General features: G+C 34.8%; 23 protein-coding genes. 3 read left to right on the top strand and 20 right to left on the bottom strand.

Annotated elements, in window-relative coordinates; all coding sequences use genetic code 11:
- The 6 genes from rsmD to AC0GLY_RS02225 form a co-directional block, all read right to left on the bottom strand.
- The gene (gene rsmD, locus AC0GLY_RS02250) at positions 1-555 is read right to left on the bottom strand and encodes a 16S rRNA (guanine(966)-N(2))-methyltransferase RsmD (protein ID WP_496611920.1); all 555 of its coding nucleotides are present in this window, start codon (positions 553-555) and stop codon (positions 1-3) included.
- The gene (locus AC0GLY_RS02245) at positions 552-821 is read right to left on the bottom strand and encodes a YlbG family protein (protein WP_496611919.1); all 270 of its coding nucleotides are present in this window, start codon (positions 819-821) and stop codon (positions 552-554) included. The genes rsmD and AC0GLY_RS02245 overlap by 4 nt, the downstream gene beginning before the upstream one ends.
- Positions 821-1987, bottom strand: a complete 1167-nt coding sequence (locus tag AC0GLY_RS02240) for an FtsW/RodA/SpoVE family cell cycle protein (RefSeq protein ID WP_496611918.1) — start codon at positions 1985-1987, stop codon at positions 821-823. Before AC0GLY_RS02240 ends, AC0GLY_RS02245 begins: the two co-directional genes overlap by 1 nt.
- Positions 1988-2089: 102 nt before the next feature.
- Positions 2090-3931: a translational GTPase TypA gene (typA, locus tag AC0GLY_RS02235; protein WP_496611917.1), complete on the bottom strand. Its 1842-nt coding sequence runs from the start codon at positions 3929-3931 to the stop codon at positions 2090-2092.
- Positions 3932-4111: 180 nt separating this feature from the next.
- The gene (locus tag AC0GLY_RS02230) at positions 4112-4408 is read right to left on the bottom strand and encodes a UPF0223 family protein (RefSeq protein WP_496611916.1); all 297 of its coding nucleotides are present in this window, start codon (positions 4406-4408) and stop codon (positions 4112-4114) included.
- A complete protein-coding gene (locus tag AC0GLY_RS02225) occupies positions 4392-5267 on the bottom strand; it encodes a Rossmann-fold NAD(P)-binding domain-containing protein (protein WP_496611915.1) in 876 nt (291 codons plus the stop codon). Before AC0GLY_RS02225 ends, AC0GLY_RS02230 begins: the two co-directional genes overlap by 17 nt.
- A 223-nt stretch (positions 5268-5490) precedes the next feature.
- Between AC0GLY_RS02225 and def the strand changes: the two genes are divergently transcribed.
- Positions 5491-6051: a peptide deformylase gene (def, locus tag AC0GLY_RS02220; RefSeq protein ID WP_496611914.1), complete on the top strand. Its 561-nt coding sequence runs from the start codon at positions 5491-5493 to the stop codon at positions 6049-6051.
- Between the two features lie 33 nt (positions 6052-6084).
- Here def and AC0GLY_RS02215 read toward each other — a convergent pair whose 3' ends face one another.
- Positions 6085-6546, bottom strand: coding sequence for a hypothetical protein (locus AC0GLY_RS02215; protein WP_496611913.1), 462 nt, complete (start codon positions 6544-6546; stop codon positions 6085-6087).
- A 177-nt stretch (positions 6547-6723) separates the two neighbouring features.
- On the opposite strand from AC0GLY_RS02215, the gene AC0GLY_RS02210 reads away from it, so the two are divergent.
- Both AC0GLY_RS02210 and rnjA read left to right on the top strand, forming a co-directional pair.
- Entirely contained in the window at positions 6724-6939 is a 216-nt protein-coding gene (locus AC0GLY_RS02210) for a DNA-directed RNA polymerase subunit epsilon (RefSeq protein ID WP_496611912.1), read from the top strand.
- 2 nt (positions 6940-6941) lie between these two features.
- Positions 6942-8627, top strand: coding sequence for a ribonuclease J1 (gene rnjA / locus AC0GLY_RS02205; protein ID WP_496611911.1), 1686 nt, complete (start codon positions 6942-6944; stop codon positions 8625-8627).
- A gap of 115 nt (positions 8628-8742) precedes the next feature.
- Here the strand turns inward: rnjA and AC0GLY_RS02200 are convergent, their stop codons facing one another.
- The 13 genes from AC0GLY_RS02200 to ileS all read right to left on the bottom strand — a co-directional run bounded on the left by AC0GLY_RS02200 (position 8743) and on the right by ileS (position 22075).
- Entirely contained in the window at positions 8743-9738 is a 996-nt protein-coding gene (locus AC0GLY_RS02200) for an aldo/keto reductase (protein ID WP_496611910.1), read from the bottom strand.
- Positions 9739-9750: 12 nt separating this feature from the next.
- Positions 9751-10701 (bottom strand): ribose-phosphate diphosphokinase, encoded by a 951-nt coding sequence (locus AC0GLY_RS02195; RefSeq protein WP_496611909.1) that lies wholly within the window; start codon positions 10699-10701, stop codon positions 9751-9753.
- A gap of 50 nt (positions 10702-10751) precedes the next feature.
- Positions 10752-13208, bottom strand: a complete 2457-nt coding sequence (gene recD2, locus AC0GLY_RS02190; RefSeq protein ID WP_496612231.1) for an SF1B family DNA helicase RecD2 — start codon at positions 13206-13208, stop codon at positions 10752-10754.
- Positions 13209-13229: 21 nt separating this feature from the next.
- Complete coding sequence (locus tag AC0GLY_RS02185; RefSeq protein WP_496611908.1) at positions 13230-13901, bottom strand: tetratricopeptide repeat protein; 672 nt, start codon at positions 13899-13901, stop codon at positions 13230-13232.
- A 10-nt stretch (positions 13902-13911) separates the two neighbouring features.
- The gene (locus tag AC0GLY_RS02180) at positions 13912-14568 is read right to left on the bottom strand and encodes a histidine phosphatase family protein (RefSeq protein WP_496611907.1); all 657 of its coding nucleotides are present in this window, start codon (positions 14566-14568) and stop codon (positions 13912-13914) included.
- A gap of 89 nt (positions 14569-14657) precedes the next feature.
- On the bottom strand, positions 14658-15782 hold the full coding sequence (mnmA, locus tag AC0GLY_RS02175) for a tRNA 2-thiouridine(34) synthase MnmA (protein WP_496611906.1): 1125 nt from the start codon (positions 15780-15782) through the stop codon (positions 14658-14660).
- Between the two features lie 143 nt (positions 15783-15925).
- On the bottom strand, positions 15926-16270 hold the full coding sequence (locus tag AC0GLY_RS02170; protein ID WP_496611905.1) for a DUF1831 domain-containing protein: 345 nt from the start codon (positions 16268-16270) through the stop codon (positions 15926-15928).
- Positions 16270-17430 carry a cysteine desulfurase family protein gene (locus tag AC0GLY_RS02165; protein WP_496611904.1) on the bottom strand — a complete coding sequence of 387 codons (1161 nt, stop codon included), beginning with the start codon at positions 17428-17430 and terminating at the stop codon, positions 16270-16272. The genes AC0GLY_RS02170 and AC0GLY_RS02165 overlap by 1 nt, the downstream gene beginning before the upstream one ends.
- A gap of 14 nt (positions 17431-17444) precedes the next feature.
- Complete coding sequence (locus tag AC0GLY_RS02160; RefSeq protein WP_496611903.1) at positions 17445-18134, bottom strand: 5'-methylthioadenosine/adenosylhomocysteine nucleosidase; 690 nt, start codon at positions 18132-18134, stop codon at positions 17445-17447.
- Between the two features lie 17 nt (positions 18135-18151).
- A complete protein-coding gene (locus AC0GLY_RS02155) occupies positions 18152-18424 on the bottom strand; it encodes a hypothetical protein (protein ID WP_496611902.1) in 273 nt (90 codons plus the stop codon).
- A gap of 9 nt (positions 18425-18433) precedes the next feature.
- On the bottom strand, positions 18434-18979 hold the full coding sequence (locus AC0GLY_RS02150; RefSeq protein ID WP_496611901.1) for an NUDIX hydrolase: 546 nt from the start codon (positions 18977-18979) through the stop codon (positions 18434-18436).
- 39 nt (positions 18980-19018) lie between these two features.
- Positions 19019-19222: a cold-shock protein gene (locus tag AC0GLY_RS02145; protein ID WP_496611900.1), complete on the bottom strand. Its 204-nt coding sequence runs from the start codon at positions 19220-19222 to the stop codon at positions 19019-19021.
- A 51-nt stretch (positions 19223-19273) separates the two neighbouring features.
- Positions 19274-22075: an isoleucine--tRNA ligase gene (gene ileS, locus AC0GLY_RS02140; protein ID WP_496611899.1), complete on the bottom strand. Its 2802-nt coding sequence runs from the start codon at positions 22073-22075 to the stop codon at positions 19274-19276.
- Between the last annotated feature and the right edge of the window lie 153 nt (positions 22076-22228).

Raw genomic sequence — 22228 nt, 5'->3', positions numbered from 1 at the left:
CTATTCTAAAATTTGATAAATAGTAATGACGGTTAATCCATAATCCTTCTGTTTAATTAGCGAATAATCAGGAACTTCTGACAATTTAGTTTGGTTATCAGTTTCACAAATTACAATGCCCTTTGAATTTAGTAAATCATAATTTTTAATCTCAGCTAATTGCTTAACCATCTGTTGATCTGCATAAGGTGGATCCAAAAATATATAATCAAATTTTTCTTTTTTGGTTGCTAACTTCTTTAAAGCTTGCTCCGCATCCATTTTCAAAACCTTAAACGCTGCCTGATCTTCATTAGTAATTGTAATGTTTTTTCTAATGGTTTTAAAAGCCGCATACTGACGGTCAACTAACACAGCTTGCTTCATTCCACGTGAAATCGCTTCAATTGCAACAGCACCTGAACCAGCAAATAAATCTAAAAAAGAACCATTATCAAAATATGGCCCAATCATATTAAATAATGATTCACGAACCTTATCAGTAGTTGGACGTGTTTTTGTACCAGGAACTGGAGAAACCTTCCGCCCTCCAAATTTGCCAGAGATAATTCTCATAATGATTCTTCCTCCATGGCATTAAGATTTAATTCATTCATTGCTTTCGCAATTGCAATCGTTGGTGTTTTTTCAACTCGTTTTACATAACGCTGCTTTTTAATTTCTTCAATTATCGTTTCAATTTGATCATAATCAACAAACAAAATTACATAATGCATTTTTTTAGAAATAAATCGAATATCTCCAAATTTTTTTAAGTGTTTAGCTTGTTTCAATGAAAAAATTGACACTAATAATTCAGATCGAGATTGAATACTTTCCACTAGTCATCCTCCAATTGTTTTTGTTTTTCAATACTACTAATTTTTAAAACTAAAGCAAAACATAAACTTAAAGTAAACATGCTTGATCCCCCATAACTAATAAAGGGTAATGCTACTCCAGTTAGTGGAACTAAAGCAATTGATCCCCCAGCGTTAAATAACGTTTGGACAGTAAGAAAAGCTGCTGTCCCATAACAAATTGAACTATACTGCACGTTATTAGTTCGACGCCCAATTTGAATAATTTGAATGATCATAAAATAAATAAGGCCAAGAATTACAACTACACCAACTAATCCAAATTCCTCAGAAACAATAGATAAAATAAAATCAGTATTGGCTTCTGGTAAATATCCCATTTTTTGAATGCTATTTCCCAATCCACGTCCTAAAAAGCCTCCATTACTGACTGCATAAAATGAATTAATTAGTTGTGCTCCAGAGGTTTGAGCATGCAAGAAAGGATTATGAAAACCCACAATTCTCTGTATTTGATAATGATGAATATTTTGTCCTTGACTACCAAATAAAGCTACCCCCACATAAAAGACAGCTAATAAGACCGTTCCAAAAATTGTCCAAAATTTAAGAGTCTTCCAACTACGACTAGCAGCCAATAACATGACAAAAATAATCATAAAGTTAATGGCAGCTCCACCAGTATCAGGTTGGATAAAAATCAAGCTTAAGATAATTGCTGGGATAACTAATGGACTCCAATTTTTTTTAAATGATGTCCATAACCCATCAATTTCAATCTCATTTTGCCGTCTATGCAGTATATAAGCAAAAAAAATAATAAAGAAAAATTTGCAAAACTCGGCAGGTTGCAAACTAAATAAACCTAGAGAAATCCAACCAGCTGCACCATTAATTGTTTTACCTAATAACTTCACATATACCAAAGCTGCTAATAATATCCAAAAAAGATATATCGCAAATCGATGCGATAAGATAATTTTAAAAAAGAATTTGTTGACTAAAAATATAATTACTAATCCGACTATAAAATAAAGGGTTTGTTTTTCTGCTAAAAGTTTTGCCTCACCTTGACCAAATGACAAGCCGATTCCCGCACTAGCTGAATAAACCATTACAATTCCAAATAAACATAGAAGAATATATGGAACCATTAAATACCAATCAATCTTAGATCTATTTTTCATAACCTTCTCCAACACGTTTAATTTAAGTGATTATTATTATTGTACTAGTATTTAGAAGTAAAAAAAAGGACTACCCGTATCGGATAATCCTTCTAAAAATGATTAGTTATTTTTGTGTTTGTTTTTCTTAGCTGCCTTTTCACGTTCACCAGTGTTTAAAATACGTTTTCTCAAACGAATATGTTCAGGAGTTACTTCACAAAGTTCATCACTATTTAAGAATTCAAGTGATTCCTCAAGTGTTAAATGAACTGGTGCTTTAACCTTAGCAATATCTTCAGAACCAGCAGCACGAACGTTGGTTTGGTTACGTCCACGAGTAATGTTAACAGAAATATCATTATCACGTGAGTTTTCACCGACAATCATACCTTCATAAACTTCAGTAGCAGGATCAGTAAAGATTTTACCACGATCTTGGACAGCCATGATGGCATAAGTAGTAACTTTCCCAGTGTTAATTGAAACAAGGGTTCCATTACGACGACCTGGATTCCAGTTTTTAACTACAGGAGCATATTTTTCAAAAGTATGGTTCATAATTCCATAACCGTGTGTAAGTGAAAGGAATTGAGTTGAGTAACCAATCAATCCACGTGATGGCACTAAGAAAGTCATCCGGGTTTGACCATTACCTACACTTTCCATATTTTGCATTTCACCTTTACGTTGTGAAAGTGTATCAATAATTGAACCTGAGTATTCATCTGGAGTATCAATTTGGACAGATTCAAAAGGCTCTGATTTAACTCCATCAATATCTTTATAAATAACTTCAGGACGAGATACTTGAAGTTCAAACCCTTCACGACGAAGTGTTTCAATCAAAATTGATAAATGAAGCTCCCCACGTCCAGAAACAACCCATGAACCTGGATCATCAGTTTCTTCAATTCGCATTGAAACATCAGTGTGAAGTTCACGTTCAAGTCGATCAATTAATTGACGAGCAGTTACGAATTTACCATCTTTACCAACAAATGGTGAAGTGTTAGTTCCAAAAGTCATTCGCATAGTTGGTTCGTCAATCCGAAGAAGTGGTAGTGGTTCAAGTGTATCAGGTGCCACAACTGTTTCACCGACATTAATATCTTCCATACCAGATACGGCAATTAAATCACCTGCCTTGGCTTCGGTAATTTCAACTTTGTTTAACCCAACAAATCCCATAATTTTAGTAACTCGGAACTTTTGTTGAGAACCATCAAGTTTCATAACAACTACGCTGTCTCCAACTTTAATTGTTCCACGAAAAACACGACCAATTCCAATTCGACCAACAAAATCATCATAATCAAGCATTGCAACTTGAAATTGTAATGGATCTTCTGAATTGTCAATTGGAGCAGGAATATTTTCTAAGATAGTGTCAAAAACAGGTTTCATAGTATGTTCTTGAGAATCTAAATCAGGTGAAAGGCTTGAAGTTCCATTCATAGCTGATGCATATACAACTGGGAATTCAAGTTGACTTTCATCAGCACCAAGTTCAATGAATAAATCAAGTACTTCATCCACCACTTCTTCAGGACGAGCACCCGGTTTATCAATTTTGTTAATTACAACGATTGGTGTTAAATGTTGGTCTAAAGCTTTTTTCAATACGAACCGAGTTTGTGGCATTGTTCCTTCAGCTGCGTCAACAACTAAAAGTACCCCATCAACCATTCGCATAATCCGTTCAACTTCACCACCAAAGTCAGCATGTCCTGGAGTATCTAGAATGTTAATTTGTTTACCATCATACTTAACGGCAGTGTTTTTTGAAAGAATCGTAATACCACGTTCACGTTCAATTGGATTTGAATCTAACGCACGGTCTTGAATTTCATCATGACCGTCAAGGGTATCAGATTGTTTCAATAATTCATTAACCAAAGTCGTCTTACCATGATCGACATGGGCAATAATTGCAATATTTCTAATATCATCTCTTGTTTTCAAAAATGTTTCCTCCTCAAAAAGCAGTTAAAAGCTAGCAATCCAATTCTGAACTAGTAGTCAGATAAAAAGCCGTGACACCGTCACAGCCCCATGAATACCTTGAATATTAATTTACTAATCGTTTTGCGCTCTTTTCATCGCTATTAAAACTGTCTCTAAGTATACTACAAAAAACTAGTATTAGTCAATTTGTTTAATGCTTTTTACATTAGGATGTTCCTGAGCATTTTTTAATACTTGGTAAATATTCAATCCTGAATTTTGTTCGAAATCACGTCGAAGATTATTTTGTTCCGTTTTCGCTGGATTAATTTCCTGAAATCGCTTGAAACTTGCTAATAGCTTTTGCCGATTAACCCCTTGTTGATCGTAAGCTCGTTCAATGTTTCGAAAAAATTCAGTTACTTCAACTAATTCGTCCATTGACCAGTCTTCAACAATTGGATATGCATAATTTTGATCAGTTTTTTTTACCATTCTTTTTACCTTTTTTTATTTCCTTAATAATATCCATTGACCAGTTTCCATCATGAATCAATTCTTCCTCTTCATTATCTGCCAGCTGTAAATTAATCGAACGAAAAACACCATACTGATTTACCAGCTTAGGTCCTAAACTCAAGCTCAATTTATCATTTTCTTTCTTTAGGCTTGTTACTGAACAAATCAAAGAATTTTCACCATAAACACATGTTAACAATCGAATAATTGCTTTACTTTGAATGATATCATTTGAAACAATTTTACAGTTTTCAATTTCTTCACTTAAATCGCTAATAATTTGATCATCATAATTCTGGCTATCATCAGCAATATATGACAATAAAGTTGAAGGACCAATGTAAACTCGACTCCACGCTACTAAATTGTGAGTATTCAATCCTAGTGTATTAACATTAATGTCATCTCCACTAACTTTAAATTTTCGGACCAAGGCTTCTCGTAAAATAATTTCTTGAGGTAATGTTCCTAACCCAATGATTTTTTTTACATCTAGTCCTGAAAAATAAGCCGCAAAGTAAACAAAAATTTCATCATGTGGGCTATCAATAATGATTTTACCATTAAACCCCTGACCGACAATATCATTAATTGTTTTTCTAAATTTCATTAGTGGTTCACTTATATCTGCCGCGACAGCTGCTGCATCAATATTTTCAGAATGGTAGAAATCATCATTAGGAAGATAAATCATCCCATCAATTTCATCTAAGTTAGCTTCTCGCTCAATAAGTTCAATTCGAAAATTATGACACATTTCTGTTGCCAAAGTTTCTGTTGCATAAAGTTCAGCATCAGTTAATAGAACAGTAACTGGACTATCCTTGGCTAACATTGTATGGAGGAGATTAGAGATCCGCTGAGGTTCTCCCTTAATGATTATTTTAGATTTTAAAATGATAACACTCCTTAAAAGAATAAATTATATATGTTATTATAAAATAACATTTGGTTAAGAAATTGCAAACTTTTTTTTAATTAGCTCGCTTACTTACAATAATTACGAAATTCTCATATAATTGATATCGTAAACTTATGAAACGAATGGAGGTAATCTTTTGTATTTAATGAAAGACATAACTAGAGATGGAAATCCAGTTTTAAGAAAACAAACCAAAAAAGTTCAATTTCCCCTTAGCGACGAAGATCGTGAACTCGGTGAAAAAATGATGAAATACCTTGAAATTAGTCAAGATCCTGAATTGTGTAAAAAGTACCATTTGCGGGCTGGAGTTGGCTTAGCTGCTCCTCAGGTTGGCGTTTCAAAACTAATGGCAGCAGTCCTAACCCCGCCTGAAGGTGATGATGAAAAATCACCATTTACAGCCATCATGGTTAATCCTGTGATTGTTTCAAATTCTGTGCAACAGGCAGCTTTGACCGTTGGTGAAGGTTGCTTATCTGTTGACCGAGACATTGAGGGGTATGTCCCTCGTTCTGATCGGGTTACGGTTAAATATCAAGATTTGGATGGTAAGGAACATACAGTTCGCTTAAAACATTATCCTGCTATCATTGCGCAGCATGAAATTGATCATCTTCATGGAACCTTATTCTATGATCATATTGATAAGGATAATCCATTTAGTCGTTCTATGGACGAAATTTTCATTGATTAATTTAAAAATTAAGACCTGCCACTTGTAGGTCTTTTATTTTTGATCAATTTTTTTTATATCTTTCACATATTCTTCTGTAGCATCATTTTGCTCATCGGCAACATCAAAAGTTAATAGATTATCATTTAACCAGCAATCAGTAATAATCAATTTATGCGTAATTTGGTTAATTGTATGCGTTTGTTTTGCTAATGAACCTTCTAAAATAAATCTGATTTTCAGTAATTCTAAGTCACTTTGAATTTGATACTTATATTCGTAAACCATTACACCTCTCCCCCAAACATTTGTGAGTACAGTTGAAGAGATAAAATGAAACCAAATAAGCTTTGGCTTTTGTTCATTAATTTCATTAATCATTTTAAAAACGTCGGCATCAACATGGTTTTTATTAATTGCTTGATAATTATTTTCTGGTTTAATTACAAAAAAATGATGTAAAACCAGATAAATCAGTAATGCTACGATGATTCCAATTATTATTTCAAAAATCATTTTTATACCTCATTTTATTAATTCATGATTCAACTCAATCTTATCATGATAACCTAGCCAGCGTCGAAACTCTGTATTATATACTTAAATTTTAGATTATGGTAAAATCAACATAGTAGTCGAATTATTCGACATTAAGATCGACAATTTAAAAAGAAATCAAAAGGAGTAATTATCATGATCTACAAAGTTTTATATCAACCTAACCCCCAAGAAAATCCCAAGCGAGAATCAACTAAATCGCTTTACTTAAATGCCAAAACCGAAGCTGAAGTTAGAGATTTAATTCAGGATAACACAACCTACACAGTTGAATTTATTCAGCCTCTTGAAGGTAAACACTTAGAGTTCGAACAAAAAGAACCAGATTTCAAAATTACGGAGTTTAAATAAAAATGAATAAACTAAACGTCAAAAATAATGAAACTGCTATCTACGGCGTTGGTGGACTTGGTGAAATTGGTAAAAATACTTATGGTGTTCAATTTCAAGATGAAATCGTCTTAATTGATGCTGGAATTAAGTTCCCTGAAGATGGTCAGTTAGGAATTGATTATGTAATTCCTGATTATCAATTCTTAGTGGAAAATCAAAGTAAAATTAAAGCCCTCGTTATTACCCATGGTCATGAAGATCATATCGGTGGGATCCCTTTCATTTTACAAGCCATCAATGTCCCAGTCTATGCAGGTCCTTTAGCACTAACCATGATTAAAGGTAAGCTAGAAGAACATGGTATGCTCAATTCTACAGAGCTTCATGAAATTAATGAAAATACAGTACTTAAATTTAAAAAAACTAGTGTTTCTTTCTTTAGAACTACTCACTCCATCCCAGACGCGCTTGGAGTTGCTGTTCATACTCCGGATGGAGTAATTGTTGAAACAGGAGACTATAAATTTGATTTAACTCCAGTTACCAATACTCCACCAGATTTACAAGCCATGGCAAAATTAGGTGAAGAAGGGGTTCTATGCCTTATGGCTGATAGTACTAACGCCGAAAAGCCAGTTTGGACTAAATCAGAACGATATGTTAGTGACTCTGTAAGAAAAATTTTCTTAAGAGTTCACGGACGAATTATCTTTGCTACCTTTGCTTCAAACCTTTCTAGAGTTATGACTGCCATTGATGCAGCCTACAAAAATGGTCGTAAAATTGCCGTATTTGGTCGGAGTATGGAAGCAGCAGTCGTTAATGGACGTGCTTTGGGATACATTAAAGTTCCTGATAGTGCATTTGTTGATGCATCAGAACTAAAGTCATTGCCTGCTGATAAGGTTATGATTTTATGTACTGGTTCTCAAGGTGAACAAATGGCTGCCCTTTCAAGAATTGCAAATGGGACTCATCGTCAGATTTCAATTGAACCTGGTGACACCGTTGTTCTTTCAAGTAACCCAATTCCAGGAAATGTTTTAAGCGTTAACCGAGTATTGAACGAACTTGAAGAAGCTGGTGCCCGTGTGATTAAAGGATATGAAAATAAAATTCATACTTCTGGTCATGGTGGTCAAGAAGAAGAAAAACTTATGATTCGTTTAATGAAGCCTAAATTTTTCGTTCCAATCCACGGTGAATATCGTATGCAAAAAATTCACATTGGTCTTGCGGAACAATGTGGAATTCCGGCTGACCATTGTTTTATTCTAAAAAATGGTGATGTTCTTGCTCTCACTAAAGACTCTGCTCGCTTAGCTGGTAGTTTCGCAGCTGGTGATGTTTTTATTGATGGTAATGGAGTTGATAGTGTTAACAAAAATGTCATCAAAGATCGTCAACTACTATCGGAAGAAGGTTTAGTTGTCGTTGTTGCTACCATTAATCTTAAGGATAAAGAAATTCAATCCGGACCTGATCTTCTTTCAAGGGGATTTGTTTACATGCGTGAATCTGGTGAATTACTAGATCAAGGTCGTAAATTAGTTTTCAAAACGATTAGACGAGCTATGGATAGCAAAAATGCTGATGAAAAATCTATTAAAAAAGCAATTGTGAACGAACTTTCAAACTTTTTGTTTGAAAAAACGGAAAGACGTCCCCTAGTTTTACCAATGCTAATTATGAACAATAATAAATAATTATTACCTTAAACGACTGAATTTATTCAAAATTCAGTCGTTTTTTTATTGTATAAAAAAACACTAACAATCTTCGCTCAGTAAAGATTGTTAGCGTCCAAAACTAAAATGATTTTTATTTTTCTTTAACAATTCTATCAATTTCTTCAAGTTCGTCCGTAGTAAAGTCTAAATTATCCAAAGCCTTTAAGTTATCATCTAAATGATTAACTTTTGAAGCCCCAGTTACAACACTAACTACAGTTGGATCACTTAATAACCAAGCTAATGACATTTGCGCTAAGGTTTGATTACGATTTTTAGCAAGATCATTAAGTTTGTTTAATTTAGCAACTGCCTTTTCTTGACCATTTTCCAAAATAAAATTATTTGTCCAATGAAGGTGAATATCCTCTGGAATTCCATCTAAATATTTACTAGTTAGTAATCCCTCTGCTAAAGGACCATAGGCTACAAAACCATCATGGTTGTCAGCAAGCGCTTTTAAAGTTCCATTATTATCTGGTTCTCTATTTAACATGTTATATGAACTTTGATTAACAACAAATGGTGTATGTAATTCTTTGAAAAGTTTAATCATCTTTTCAGTTTGAGGACCATCGTAGTTTGAGATTCCAATATAAATCGCTTTTCCTTGACGAACCAATAAATCTAAAGCCTCTGCCGTTTCTTCTAAACGAGTATTAGGATCAAAACGATGTGAATAATAAATATCAACATAATCTAAGCCCATTCGTTCCAAGCTTTGATCAAGGGCTGCAGTTAAAGTCTTTTTAGAAGAAAAATTACCATAAACTCCAGGCCACATATGAAAACCTGCCTTTGTCGTGATAATTAATTCATCACGATAAGGTTTTAAATCTTGTCGATAAACTTGGCCAAACATTCTTTCAGCAGCACCAGATCCAGGACCATAATTATTAGCTAAATCAAAGCTAAAGATTCCACGATCAAAAGCTGCCAACATAATCTTTTGACTATCTTTAAAATTAGCATCATCACCAAAACTGTGCCAAGTTCCAAAAGAAAGTGCTGGTAGTTGCAAGCCACTATTACCAGCTCTTCTTACTTTCATATTATCGTAACGAGTATCACTTGCTTTAAAGACCATTTTTCTCCTCCATTAAAATAAAACATGTGTAGATTTATCTTCTTGAATTAATTTAAGTGCTTCCCCAATTAACTCTCCAACCGATAAAACCGTCAACTTATCTAATTTGAATTCATCTGGAATTACAATTGAATCTGTCACAATTACTCGGGCAAGATTATCATCACTCAAGTTAACTAAAGCTGAGTCAGAAAAGACAGGGTGCGTAACTGCTGCATATACTTTTTCTGCACCAGCTGCCTTTAAAACATCTGCTGAAACTTTCATCTTTCGACCAGTCACAATCATATCGTCAATGATGATAGCATTTTTACCCTTTACGTCTCCAATAATTTCCTTTGGAACATATGTTTTTGATTCTGGATCACGATTATCAACAATCGCTAAGGGTAAATCTAACCGATCAGCAATGTTTCGAGCTCGCGCTACCCCATTATGATCGGGAGCAACGACGACTGTATTTTCATCTAGATGCTGTTCATGCAAATATTCACTCATCAACCGATCTGTGCGTAAATGATCAAGTGGAATATCAAAAAATCCTTGAATTTGGGCAGCATGTAAATCTAAAGCAATTACTCGATCAGCCGCACTACTTTGTAAAAATGAAGCAATTAATTTAGCGGTAATTGGAGCTCTTGCCTCAGTTTTTTTAGTTGATCTTGAATATCCATAGTAAGGAATTACCACGTTAATTGAATGAGAACTGGTTCGACGAACGGCATCAATCATAATTAATAATTCCATTAAATTATCATTAGTAGGATTAGTGATAGATTGAATAATGTAAACATCATCTCCTCTGATACTTTCATCAATTGAGATTTTAATTTCACCATCACTAAATTGATTAATGGTTGATTTTCCTAATGGCATTCCACTAGCAGCCGAAATTTTTTCTGCCAAAGGCTTATTCGAATTTAATGCAAAAATAATTGGTTTGTGTTTTGTATTATTAGACAATTTAAATTCCTCTCACTGGTAAGTTCTTTACTAATCTTATTATAATCAATTTACTCTGACATTTCATCCAAAAAATCATTTGGTTTAATTCCATCCATTCCAATCATTGGATCAATTTGATTTGTCAAAATGGCATTCTCAGTCAAAATATGATTTGTCAAATCTGATTGTCTTTGGTCTTGCTCAGCTTTAGAAACTGATAATTGCTTTGCTGAATTGGTTTCTGCTACTTCATGTTCGTTTTTTTGATTAAAAACTTGTTCTAATCTTTCACACAAAGATGTTTTTCGGTTACTTGAAACATGTGCAATTGATGCTGCAAATGAATTAGGATCTCCAACCATAATTAATTTTTGAGAAGCACGCGTCACTGCCGTGTACAAAAGATTACGTTCCAGCATTCGATGATATTGGGGAATAATTGGTAAAATCACCATTTTAAATTCGCTCCCTTGTGCTTTATGAATTGAAGTACAGTAAGCTAAAGTCAATTGATTCCAATCCTTGCGAGTATAAGAAACTTCAGTTTGATCGAATGCCACTATTAATTTATCGAGATACTTCTTTTTACTTTTATTAATTTCAATTCCAACCACTTTACCGATATCACCATTAAAAACGTTGTCTTCAGGGGCATTTACCAATTGCAGCACTTTATCACCAATCCGATATTTAATGTTCTGATATTCAACTTCCTTTTGATTTTCCCCATTTGGGGGATTCATAATCATTTGAACATCATTATTTAAACGATTAATTCCAGCTTCACCACGATACATAGGAGCTAGTACTTGTACGTCAGTAGCATTAAAATCTCGTTGTTTCGCCTTAGCAACAATTTGATCAATAACTTTTACGACCTGGCTAGCACTACACTGAATAAAACTTCGATCAGCTTCTTTAGCTAATAAATTCGCGGGAACCACCCCACCTTTAATTTCATGAGCTAATTCAATAATGGTTGATCCATCACCTTGACGATGAATTTGGTTTAACTCAATTTTAGGAATTATTCCAGAACGAATTAGGTCATAAAAAACTTGTCCCGGGCCAACGGAAGGGAGCTGGTCCTTATCACCAACTAAAATCAATTTCATTCCAGTTGAAATCGATTTCATTAATTTATTAAATAGTTCTGTATCAACCATTGACATTTCATCAATAATTAGCAGTTGACCATCGATATCATTCCCAAATTCTTCATCATCATTCCCATTTAGTCCCAATAATCGATGAATCGTGGAAGCTGGAATTCCAGTTGATTCACTCATTTTTTTAGCCGCTCGGCCAGTGGGGGCAGCTAACAAAACCGGAAATGAATCTTGCTTTGCTTTATTAATGTTTAGTGAAAGCTTGTTTATTTTAGCAAATGCTTTAACAATTCCATTAATAATCGTGGTTTTACCTGTCCCTGGTCCCCCCGTTAAGATGAAAATCTGATTTTTTAAAGCTGCGTTAATTGCTTCCATTTGCGAATTATCATATTTAATTTTGGTTTCACTTTCAATTTCATGAATGGTTTGCGAATAATCTTTTTCAGAGGTTTTAGCCCCTTCCATAATTCGTTTTGCATTTTCTGCAATTTTCCATTCATCATCATATAAATTTTTTAGATAAATATTTTCATTATCAACTTCAATTTTATGATCCTTAACTAAATTTTTTAATTCTTGCGCTAATTTTTGATTATCAATTTGTTGATGGGGATCAGTATCTAAAATTTCAAAACTAGCATTAATTAATTCTTTTGAATTAGAATAGGTGTTCCCATTTCGAATGGAAAGTTGAGTTAAAGTAGTCAATAATCCGGCACGTAACCGTCCAGCCGAATTATATTCAACTCCAACTTTATTAGCAATTTGGTCAGCACGTTTAAAACTTATATTTTTAATATCCTCAACTAATTGATAAGGATTGTTTTGAATTACTTCGAGAGATTTTTCTCGATAACGTTTAAAAACTGCTGCAGCTAAAGAACTTCCAAATCCATAACTATTTAATCCAACAATAACTTGTTCTGCGCCATTATTATTACGTAACCCGTCAATAATAACTTGATTTTGTTTAGTTGTTAGCCCAACTTTTTTTATACTGTTAGGATTAGAAAGGATTTTTTCAATTAAGTTAGTCCCTAAAACGTCAACTACTTTTTGAGCAGTTTTATTTCCAATTCCTGGAAAATCATTACTGGCTAAGTATTTAACTAATCCTTCTGGAGAAGTTTGATTAGCCCGCTCGTAATTGTCAGTTTGAAATTGCTTTCCATAACGGGGATGATTAACTAGCTTTCCAACAAACCGGTAACTAGTTTCTTCAGCAATATCGGCAAAGTTCCCCGTAACCACAATTTCGTCTTCATTCCAGTCCGTATTATTTTCTTCGACCTTTACCAGTAAAACCTTATAAAAACTATCAGATCCTTCAAAAAAGGTAGTGATAACCTTTCCCACCACAAATGGTTGCTCTGTCTGATTATTATTCAATGGGGATTCGTCAAAGAGATTCATTGATGTTGGCAATTTAAGCTCCTATTTATCTTGTTTTTCTTTTCGAATTTGAATGAATTTTTCAATATCACGTAGTTTTCCTTGTTCTTTGTCAAAGTATGGTTTGTCATATTTTTCTGCTGCTTTAAAATATGCTTCAAATGGTTCACCTAAAACCATCGCAATTAATCCTTGGTTAAAATTAGCTTCACCATTATGTGGCTCACTTTGTAAAACTAAATCATAATAACCCTTGGCTTGTTTAAAATCGCCTAAAGCAATTAGACATTGTCCAATCAATAAATTAATTGATGGATCTTGCTTGGCTGTAGATTGAGCAGTTAAAAGAAATGCTAGTGCTTTTTTGTAATTCTTTTGCCCCATATAACTTTGTGCTAACATAACATACGCATCTGACTGCAAATTCTTGTTTGTCACTTGTTGAAATTGTTGAATGGCTTTTTCAAATTCACCAGCAGCATAATAAACATTTCCTAGTCCATAGGTTAGGATATTTTTAGCTTTTTTGCTTTGTTCCGCAAATAAACCTAAGGCCTTCATTAATAGCTCTTCAGCTTGAGTATAGCTTTTTAATTGAATTAAAAAAGCACTCAAATCATAGTATGTACGATAATCATGAGGATGATCATCAATATCTTTAACTAATTTGTGAAGGGTAGCTTCTGCTTGTTTTTGTTTTTCATCATTATTCATAATTAGCCTCTTAAACTAAATCTGATTTATCTAGTTGATGGTTTAAATAACCAGTTTCATTCCATTGTTTCATCATAAAAGTTTTTCCCGCATCATGGGTCTCAATAATAGTGGTACTAGTATTCGCTAAGCCTCCACGCTTTCGCAAATCCTTTAGTGGGACACCTAGCAAATCATTAATTAAAGCATTTAAAGCCGCTCCATGACTAACAAATAAAATATTATCATCATCACTAAAATTTTCTGTTACTTCCATTACCTTACTTTTCATTCGCTTAATTAAAGCACGGAAGGTTTCGCCTCCAATTTCACTAGGATCATAAAGATCAGGATGATTTCTAAAGTTATCAAAAGTTTCTGGAAATTGTTTCTTGGCTTCCGAAAATTTCATTCCTTCCATCTTGCCAAGTTTAAATTCCTCTAACCGACTATCTAAAGACAAAGGAACTGTTTGATTTAGTTCTGCTTTAATGTGTTCTGCCGTAATTCTTGTCCGTTTAATTGGGCTAGCATAGATGTGCTTAAATTTAACTGCGCTAAGATATTTTCCAACTAAAGCCATTTCAGTATAACTTTGTGGCAATAAAGGCGAATCTCCTCCAGCTCCCTGGTAACGACTTTCAAGGTTCCATTCAGTTTTTCCGTGTCTAACAAAGTATAATTTCATGACTTCCATCCTAAATATTAATCTAATGCTATTATGCCAGTTTATTCATCGATAATCAAAAAAGCTCGACGATTAAGTCGGGCTTTTAATTATACATATTGTAATTCCTTTTGATCTTTAAAAGCAGCATCAATGGTCGCATAACCAAGACATTCGTCACCGTCATAAAAGACTACAGCCTGTCCTGGTGTTACTGCTCGAGCAGGATCATCGAATTCAACTTTTACTTGTTTTCCATCATCTGATAAATGAACCGTAACTGGAACATCAGTTTGTCGGTAACGGAACTTAGCGGTACAACGAAAATCACTGCCGCGATCGTTACCATCGACCCAAGAAACATCAGAAGCAGTTAAATAATCAGCATAGAGATAAGAATTTTCGTAACCTTTACCAACGTAGAGGATGTTTTTAGAAAGATCCTTTCCAATCACGAACCACGGACGATTATCTTGACCATCTCCACCAATTCCAAGGCCCTTTCGCTGTCCAATCGTATAGTACATTAAACCAACGTGTTCGCCTTTCACTACTCCATCCATGGTCATCATTTTTCCTGACTTAGCTGGAATATAATTGCTAAGAAATTGATTAAAGTTGTTTGGTCCAATGAAACAAACTCCCATTGAATCTTTTTTGTCAGCAACGTAAAGATTAGCATCATGGGCAATTTCTCGGACTTCTGGTTTAGTCATTCCACCAATTGGAAACATAACTCGATCAAGTTGCTCAGCTGATAATTGACTCAAAAAATAGGTTTGATCTTTGTTTAAATCAGTTGAGCGTAACAAATGATTTTTTCCATTTTCGTCTCGTTTTAATTGGGCATAGTGTCCCATCGCAATGTAATCTGCGCCTAAGTCCATAGCATAGTCCAAAAAAGCTTTATATTTAACTTCGGTATTACATAACACATCGGGGTTCGGGGTTCTCCCACGACGATATTCATCAAGGAAATACGTAAAAACTCGATCATAATATTCTTTTTCAAAATTAACCGAATAGTATGGAATTCCAATCTGATTTGCGACATGTGCAACATCTTTAAAATCTTCAGTAGCGGTACAAACACCATTATCATCAGTGTCATCCCAGTTCTTCATAAAGACTCCAATTACATCGTATCCTTGCTTTTTGAGCAAATAAGCAGCAACCGAAGAGTCAACTCCTCCGCTCATTCCAACAACAACGCGCGTCTTACTGTTATCTTTCATAACATCACCATCATTCTTTTAGATTCAGAAATCTACGATTTGAAGGTCGTAATTCCAGTATTATTTATCATACGATATAGAACACCCGGCTTGCAAGTAATTATATTTACCAGTTTTTAATTGCCAGCATTGTAAATAACAACTCATTTTTTCACAAACACTTTCCGCAAGATTAAATTATTCATCAAAAAATCAAATTGATCTTTTTCGTCTTTGTATTTATCAGTTGAAAAAATATCAACATCTTTTAATTCTGAACCATCTACCACAGCCATTTTAAAAGTTTTTAAATCTTGATTAATCATGATTTTTAATTTAATAGCTTTTTTTAAATATGGTGAATTAGGATCTAACGACCGTTTTAATTCAAAGTTTCCGTTCCGGGTTTTCATAAAGCCTAAATCACTTAAGGTAAATAGTTTCAATTCAGAACTAAGTCGATACTGGTGATAATCACCTTTTAATTGAACTACTTCAGTAAATGCCATTATCTTGCCCTTCTTTTGTTTAAACGTTCTACAATTTTAGCAGTGGTTTCAATAAAGCCATTCACATCCGCTTCAGTGGTATATCTGCCAAAACTAATCCGAATTGATTCACTGATTCTCGGATCATTCTTCCCATACATCGCAATTAAAACATGCGAAGGTTCCAAGTTACCAGCGGTACAAGCTGATCCGCCAGAAATTGCATAACCATCCAAATCAAGGTTATTTTGCATGACGTAAGTCGAAATTCCCTTAATCCATAAATTTAAAACATGGGGAGAACTATGATCATCTAAACTTCCATTCACAGCAAAATCAATCTTATGAGCTTTCAAGCCCGAGACAATTTGTTGTTTAAAACCACGAAAACGTGCTTCTCGTGTAGCTTTTTCCGTTGGCGTTAAATTCTTAACGGCCGCCGCAAATCCTGCAATTCCCGGTACATTTTCGGTTCCAGCTCGGCGCTTTTCTTCTTGATCGCCTCCTAGAACAAAACTTGTGAATTTTAACCCATCTTTGCGATACAAAAATCCCAGCATTTTAGGACCATTAATTTTATGTGCTGAAGTTGATAGCAAATCAATGTGATCGCGCTTTACATCAATATCCATCAATCCATAAGCTTGCACTGCATCCGTGTGGAACCAAGCTTGATGATCTTTTAGTAACTCACCAATTTCGTGAATTGGCATCACACTTCCCACTTCGTTATTAACTGACATAATGGAAACTAAAATAGTATCGTCATCTAAAGCTGCTTTTAAATCATCCATTGAAATTTGACCAGCTTCATCAACTGGTAAATAAGTAATGTGAAAGCCATGTTGTTCCAAATAATGCATGGGTTTCAAAATGGCCTCATGTTCAATGGCTGTAGTGATAATGTGGTTGCCTAATCCTTTTCGAGCTTCTGCGGTTTTGATAATTGCTGTATTATCACTTTCACTCCCACCAGAAGTAAACACAATTTCGTCATCATCTGCATTGATACTTTGGGCAATCACATGCCGACAATCTTCTAAAACAGCTTTAGATTGACGCCCAATTCCATACAAGGTAGAAGCATTGCCAAATAAATTTTTATATTTATCAGTTAATTCAGCCAAAACTTCATCTGAAATAGGGGTTGTTGCCGCATTATCTAAATAAACTTCACTCATAATTAACCTTCTTTTTACTTTGCAAATAAATTCAAAAGCATTTGGGCTGATTGATGGCCTGCTTGAACAATAAACTCAGAAAAACTTTGATTAGCTGACTCATCTCCAGTATCTGACATTGCCCGAACCACAACATAAGGAACGTTAAATTGGTGGGCAACTTGACCAACTGCTGCCCCTTCCATTTCTCCAGCTAATACATCAGGGAAATGTTTCTTAATTTCAGCAACCATTGCTTTTCCGGCAATAAATTGATCACCAGTCACAATTAACCCATAATGAACGTTTAAGCCACTATCAGTTGAGGCATCACCAATTTTTTTGCCCCATTCAGCATCCGCCTTAAATCGGGCTGGTTGGCCTGGTAATTGTCCCCAAGCCTGATTATCAGCCGTACAATTAACATCGTGATAAGCTGTTTCAGTAGCAATGACAATATCCCCAACTTTCAATCCATCACCAATTCCGGCAGCTGAACCAGAGTGAATCATCACGTCAATCTTAAAGTTGGTTAATAATAAGGCAGCCGTAATTCCTGCTTCAACTTTTCCAATTCCAGATTTAACTAGCACAACGTTTTTTCCATTGATGGTTCCCTTGTAAAAAGGAAGGGTTCCAATCATAATCTCTTCTTCATTTTCAAGAGCATCTTTCAATTCTTTGATTTCTTCATCCATGGCACAAATAATTCCAAATGTTTTCAAAATTTTACTCCTTTTAATTAACCTACAAATCGCATAATCAACAAAACTAAAATTAATAATAACGCTAAAATAATGATTGCAATGTTCAATCGCCGTCCAAGTCTTTTTTGCTTAAATTCGGCAGTATCACGTTCAAATCGAGTTCCGACACTAGCTCCATCAGAAAGATCTTGGTCTAATTCATCTTTAAAATGATGCAATTTAGTTCCACCAAAAAAATGTTGCTTAGTGTGTTTTTTTAGTTCTGATCTTGTTAATTTTTCTTGTTGCTGCTCATTTTGCTCATTCATTAAATTAACCTACTTCTGCATTAATTCCCAGTATTGGATTGCCATGATGGTTTTTCCATCGACAATCTGACCGTCATCCATTAATTTTTTAGCTTCTGGTAAAGTATATTCAACTAGTTCTATAAACTCACCATCATCCCGAGGAAGTTCTTCTTTAACCGAAACTAAATCAGTAGCTAAATATAAATACATATATTCGTCCGTAAATCCACTAGAAGTATAAAAAGCATATAACTCACGAATCGTTTTAGCATCATAACGGATTTCTTCGTTCAATTCTCGTTGCACAGCGTGAATTTCATTTCCTTTATCTCGTTCGTCTAACTTTCCTGCTGGAATTTCAAGTAAAACAGCTTTAGCTGGTTCACGCCATTGCTTTTCCAAAATAATTTTATTGTTATCCGTAATCACTAGCATGGCAACTGCTTCAGCATGGTGAACTACATCCCGATGAGCAATTTCACCATTGGCTAAACGCACCGTTTCTTGTTCCACTCGGATAATTTCACCATCATATTTTAAATCACTTTTAATTTCAGTCTCTTTTAAATCCATGATTTTCCCCCACACATTAAATCAATTTATTAAAAACTATCAACGGGCTAATTCAATTTTAGCAGCTTGAAAACCATGTTGCCCCTTTGCTTTCACAAATTGAACGACATCACCAACTTGAATTTCCTTGGGTGTTCCGGAAATAATCCCAGTAATATGCATAAAAACATCATTACCTTCTGGATCAACAATGTAACCAAATCCACGTGAATTATCATAACTTTTAATTTTACCTTCCATCATAAACCTCCTTAAAAACAAAAAAATCGGGATAAAATCCCGATTTTTTATTAGTTATTCTTCAAAGCCAGTTGTGGCAGTATCTGGGAACTCATCACGTACAATTTTAGCACATCGTGCACAAAATTCGGGATAATCTGCATCACTACCAACATCTGTCTTAATTAAACGACAACGTTCACATACTTTACCATCTGCATGTTGAACTTCAATGGCAAGTTTATCGCCAAAAGTGGTTACATTATCTTCAGCATCTTCAATTGGTTTAATTTCAAGTTCGGAAACCATCAAAATTTGGGCAACATCAACGTTTAAATCAGCTAAAGCACTCTTGGTAGCTTCATCAACGTATAAAATTAACTTAGCTTCTGAAGGTTTACCAATTACTTTATCATTTCTGGCATCTTCCATGGCCTTTAAGACATCTTTTCGGAAGTTAAGAAAGTTGGTCCACTCGTTAATAATTTCTTTTTCATTAGCAAAATGTTTTGGTTCGGGCATTTCAGCTAATTGCACAAACTCTTCTGGTTCTTGCAAGAAGCCCCAGATTTCTTCCGTCGTATGTGGCAAAATTGGCGTTAATAACTTGGTTAAAGCAACTAATGCTTCGTACATAACCGTTTGCATCCCACGACGACGTTTGTCATTTTCAGCATCAACATAAAGAATGTCTTTGGCAAAATCTAGGTAGAACGCTGATAAATCAGCAGTTAAGAAGGTCATGATTTCTTTGTTAATTGCCATGAAATCATAGTTATCATAAGCTTTTTTCACGGTTTCAATTAAGTGATTTAATTTAACCAACATGTATTGATCAACTGAAGTTAACTCATCGTAAGCAACCGCATCTTTTTCTGGGTCAAAGTCACTAGTATTAGCTAACAAGTAACGGACCGTGTTCCGAATTTTTTTGTATGAATCACCAACAGTTTTAAAGTTCCCCATCGAAACGCGCACATCAGCTGAGGTATCTACACTGGTAACCCAAAGTCGAATGATATCAGCACCCATTTGTTTAATAACTTCTGCGGGTGCAATCGTATTTCCAAGTGATTTGCTCATCTTATGACCCTTACCATCCAAGGTAAATCCTTGCGATAAGAGATTTTTGTAAGGTGCAATTCCATCGTAGGCAACACTAGTAATTAAACTAGAATTAAACCACCCACGATATTGATCAGAACCTTCAAGGTATAAGTCAGCTGGGTAAGTTAATTCAGGACGTTCTGCTAAAACACCTTGATGTGATGAGCCAGAATCAAACCAAACATCCATAATGTCATTTTCTTTGGTAAATTTACCATTTGGAGAATGCTCATTAGTATAACCTTCTGGAAGTAAATCTTTGGCATCACGTTCAAACCAAACATCAGAACCATATTTAGCAAATAAGTCAGCAACGTGATCAATAACTTCTTTATCCATAATTGCTTCGCCATCTTCACCATAGAAAATTGGAAGCGGAACTCCCCAAACTCGTTGACGAGAAATTACCCAATCACCACGATCACGAATCATGTTATAAAGTCGTTGCTTACCCCATGATGGATTAAAGCTAACGGTATCGATGGCGTCCAAAATGTCTTGACGAATCTTTGTTACTGATGCAAACCATTGTGGTGTAGCTCGATAAATGATTGGTTTCTTAGTTCTCCAATCAAATGGATAACTGTGCTTATATGGCATGTAATAAACTAATTGACCCTGGTCTTTAAGTTTATCTAAAGCAACTTGATTAGCATCTTCATAGAAAACACCAGCAAAATCAGGGCCCGCTTCTTTAGTTAAGTAACCTTTGTTATCCACTGGGGCAAAGATTGGAAGTCCATATTGTTTCCCAATAAGGTAATCATCTTCCCCATAACCGGGAGCAGTATGAACAAGCCCAGTACCAGCATCATTAGTAACGAAATCCCCAAGCATAGTAACTAGCTTTTTACTGCTATCAAACGGATGTTCAGCAAGGACGTTTTCTAGTTCAGCACCTTTAACGGTTTTAAGCACTTTAACGTTTTTCCAACCAAACATTTCAGCGTCTTTATCTAGCAATTCGGTATCTAACACATACTTTTTAGGATCATCGTCGTGTTGCACAACAGCATAATCAAAATCAGGAGAAATAGTAATTCCTTCTGAAGCTGGAATGGTCCAAGGAGTTGTTGTCCAAACTACCATATAGGTATCATCATTATCTAAGACACCCTTACCATCAACCACTTTTTCAGCATAAAATGCTGATGGTGATTCAACATCATGATATTCAACCTCGGCTTCCGCTAAAGCAGATTCTGATGACCATGACCAGATAACTGGTTTCAAACCTTTGTAAATTAGGCCTTTTTCAGCCATTTTACCAAATACTCGTACTTCGGCAGCTTCGTATTCAGGCATTAAAGTAAGATATGGGTTATCCCAATCACCTTGTAAACCTAAACGTTTAAATTCAGTTCGTTGGCGATCAACTTGTTTTAAAGCATAATCATGACATAACTTTCTAAATTCGTTAGTTGACATTTTCTTGCGATCATAACCAGCTTTTTTTAGTTGTTGTTCAATTGGAAGCCCATGTGTATCCCATCCGGGTACAAATGGTGCTCGAAATCCATTCATTGATTTGTAACGTACAATAAAATCTTTGGTAATTTTATTCATGGCATGACCCATGTGAATATCACCATTAGCATATGGAGGACCATCATGAAGCACAAATGATGGTTTTCCTTCATTTAATTTTTGCCGTTGTTGGTAAAGCTGATTATCTTCCCAGAGTTTTTCCCGTTCTAACTCTTTGACAGGAAGGTTTCCGCGCATTTTGAATTTAGTTTTTCCAAGATTCAAAGTATCTTTGATTCGCATAATTTTCCCCCTTAAAAGTACAAAAAGACTTCGTCTACAAGGGACGAAGTCTTCGTGGTACCACCCAAATTTAGAATCGCAAGCGATTCACTCATTGTTTACTATTTAATTATAATTAAAGTGATCTTTAACTAACTAGTGACTATTGAGCTT

The sequence above is a fragment of the Fructilactobacillus sp. YLN 2507 genome, assembly GCF_059614085.1.
Note: the sequence above shows the minus strand (reverse complement) of the source record. Positions and strands in the feature narration are given on the sequence as shown.